Source organism: Cryobacterium algoritolerans (assembly GCF_004402785.1).
Taxonomy (GTDB): domain Bacteria; phylum Actinomycetota; class Actinomycetes; order Actinomycetales; family Microbacteriaceae; genus Cryobacterium; species Cryobacterium algoritolerans.
On record NZ_SOFP01000068.1, the window covers coordinates 1 to 2,601 of the forward strand.

Here is a 2,601-nt window from a genome sequence, read left to right on the forward strand (position 1 = left end):
TGACGAGTAGCCCCTGATGGTAGCGCTAGTCCGGCGACCCGGTAGCAGAATTCCGGGAACACGGTAGCGCTGGCGCTGGTGAACTGCTGTGCTGTGGAAGGACAACGCGCAAGGCGTTGTCGTTCCATTGTTAAGGGCGGGTCATGGCGGATTATCGGAGAATATTGGGGTTGTTGCTTGAGGGGCGGAGCTACCGCGAAGTCGTAGAGATCGTGGGGTGCTCGCATCGCGACGTCGCTCGGGTCCGGCAAGAGGTCCAGGAACGGGGACTGACCTCGGCGGTCGCGGTCAGCGATGTCGAGTTGGCGGAATGGTTCCCCGACGGGCGCCGGAAAGTGTCGGAGGAGTACGACCAGCCCGACTTGGCGCGGGTGCTGGCATCGATGAAGGCGAACCGACACTTCACGTTGCTGCTGGCCTGGCGTCGTTACGTCGGCACCAAGGACGCCGGGAAAAAGTACGGGTACTCGCAGTTCTGCGCCCTGTTCACCGGTTATCTCCGCACCCACGATCTCGTGGCGGTGCTTCGCCACGAGCCGGGTCGGGCGATGCTCGTCGACTGGGCCGGCGACACGATGGACATCGTCGACACGATCACCGGCGAGGTGGTCCGGGCAATCTTGTTTGTCGCGGTGCTGCCATTTTCGGGGGCGCTGTTCTGCCGCGCCTACACGGATATGAAGTCCCCGGCCTGGCTCGACGCGCACGTTCAAGCGTTCGCGTTCTTCGGTGGCGTGACGCAGATCTTGGTGCCGGATAACCCGACGACCTCCACCCACCAAACCCATAAAGGTGATGCGGAGCGGGTCGTCAACGCGCGCTATCAGCAGCTCGCGGACCATTACCGGACTGCAATTGTCCCGGCCAGAGTTAAAAAACCTCGTGACAAGGCATCAGCCGAGAACGCGGTGAACGTGGTCAACAAGCGCGTCATCGGCTATCTCGAGGACGACGTCTTCACGACGCTGAGCGAGTTGAATACGGCGATCGAGGAACGGGTGGCAGAGATCAACCACGACATTCGCCGCGCCGACGACACAACCCGGTGGGAACGCTTCGACACCGAGGAGCGGGAGCTGCTCGGCCCGTTACCGGACGCCGGCTTTGAAGACGTCGAGTGGAAAGAGCTGAAAGCGGCCCGGAACTACCACGTCACGGCGGACACGCAACGGTATTCCGTGCCGTTCAAGTTGGCGGGCAAGCTGCTGCGGGTTCGGCTGACGTCGGCCCGCGTGACGGTCTTCGATGGCCACGAGAGCATCTGCGAGCATCCTCGGCTGACGGGCCGGAAAGGCCAGTACTCCACTCTGCCGGCCCACGTTCCGCCGCAGCACCGCGATATTGACGGGCTGTGGTCACGGCGGTGGTTCATCGACCGGGCACGCAGCGTTGGGCCCGCCACAGTCACGGTGATCGAGCAGATCCTCGACAGCCAGACGATCGAGGCTCAGGGCTACCTGTCGTGCCAGAACATCCTCGACGGGCTCGGCAAGAACAATCGGGAACGGTTGGAGGCGGCCTGCCAAGACCTCGTGAACCGCAGCGCCCATCCAACTTATTCGACGTTGAAACGGTTGATGGCGGCGATCGACAGTGATGCGAAGAAGCCCCGGCCGGTGGTGCCGGCGGCCTCGACGCGCAAACGCGGCAGCACGGTCGTGTTCCGGGACACCATCTCGGACGTTTACGTCCGCGACGCCTCCCACTACGCTCGCGGCGAGGAGGGGAAGTGATGTTCACAAGCGTCGACTACGACAAGTTCCGGGCCTTGCGTGTGACGCACGTCGCGACGCGCCTGGAGGAACTCATCCAAGACGAAAGCAACGACACCCTCACTCCCGAGCAACTGTTTCTCACTGCGGTCGACGACGCGTTGGAGTCCCGGCGCATCAACAAGGTCGACAAACTCATCCGCCAGGCTGCCTTCCCGATCCCGGGGGCCACAGTTGCTGAGGTCGACTACCGTGAGGGACGCGGCATCACCCCGGTCAGAATGCGCCGCTATGCCGCCCACGACTGGCGCTCCGATGCGACGAACTTGCTCATCATCTCGCCCACCGGTGGCGGGAAAACCTACCTCGCCTGCGCGCTGGCCATCGGCGCCTGCCAGAGTGAGCACTCGGTTCTTTACTTCCGGATGGACGACCTCGCCCGAAGGCTCGTCATCGCTCGCGGCGACGGCATCGCTCACCAGAAGCTACTGAACGAGCTCTCCAACATTGACCTGCTCATCATTGACGACTTCCTCACCGTTGGCATCGACAGCGATGCTGCCAGCGATTTGTTCGCGATCCTCGCGAACCGGGAGCACCGGCTGCCGACAATGATTGCTTCGCAGACGGGGCCAGCGCATTGGGTTGCGGAGCTGCCTGACCGGGTCGCGGCGGACTCGATCGTGAACCGCCTCGCCAATAACGCCCGGATCATCAACCTCGGTCAGATAGACATGCGCCGGCACCGCAACGACCAGGCTCGTGCCCACGAGGCCTACTGGGAGTAGCACCACACGCGGCCCGGGCACCGATCCCGGGCCGCTACCACGTCGTCAGAACTGCGCTACCAGGTGCTTGGACAAGCGCTACCATCAGGCGCTACTCGCCA

The 2,601-nt window shown here is 63.4% G+C and carries 2 protein-coding genes; both read left to right on the forward strand.

Annotated elements, in window-relative coordinates; all coding sequences use genetic code 11:
• Positions 1-143 precede the first annotated feature (143 nt).
• Positions 144-1,733, forward strand: coding sequence for an IS21 family transposase (istA, locus tag E3O19_RS13880; RefSeq protein ID WP_134568535.1), 1,590 nt, complete (start codon positions 144-146; stop codon positions 1,731-1,733).
• Positions 1,733-2,500: an ATP-binding protein gene (locus E3O19_RS13885; RefSeq protein WP_134568536.1), complete on the forward strand. Its 768-nt coding sequence runs from the start codon at positions 1,733-1,735 to the stop codon at positions 2,498-2,500. Before istA ends, E3O19_RS13885 begins: the two co-directional genes overlap by 1 nt.
• Positions 2,501-2,601 lie beyond the last annotated feature (101 nt).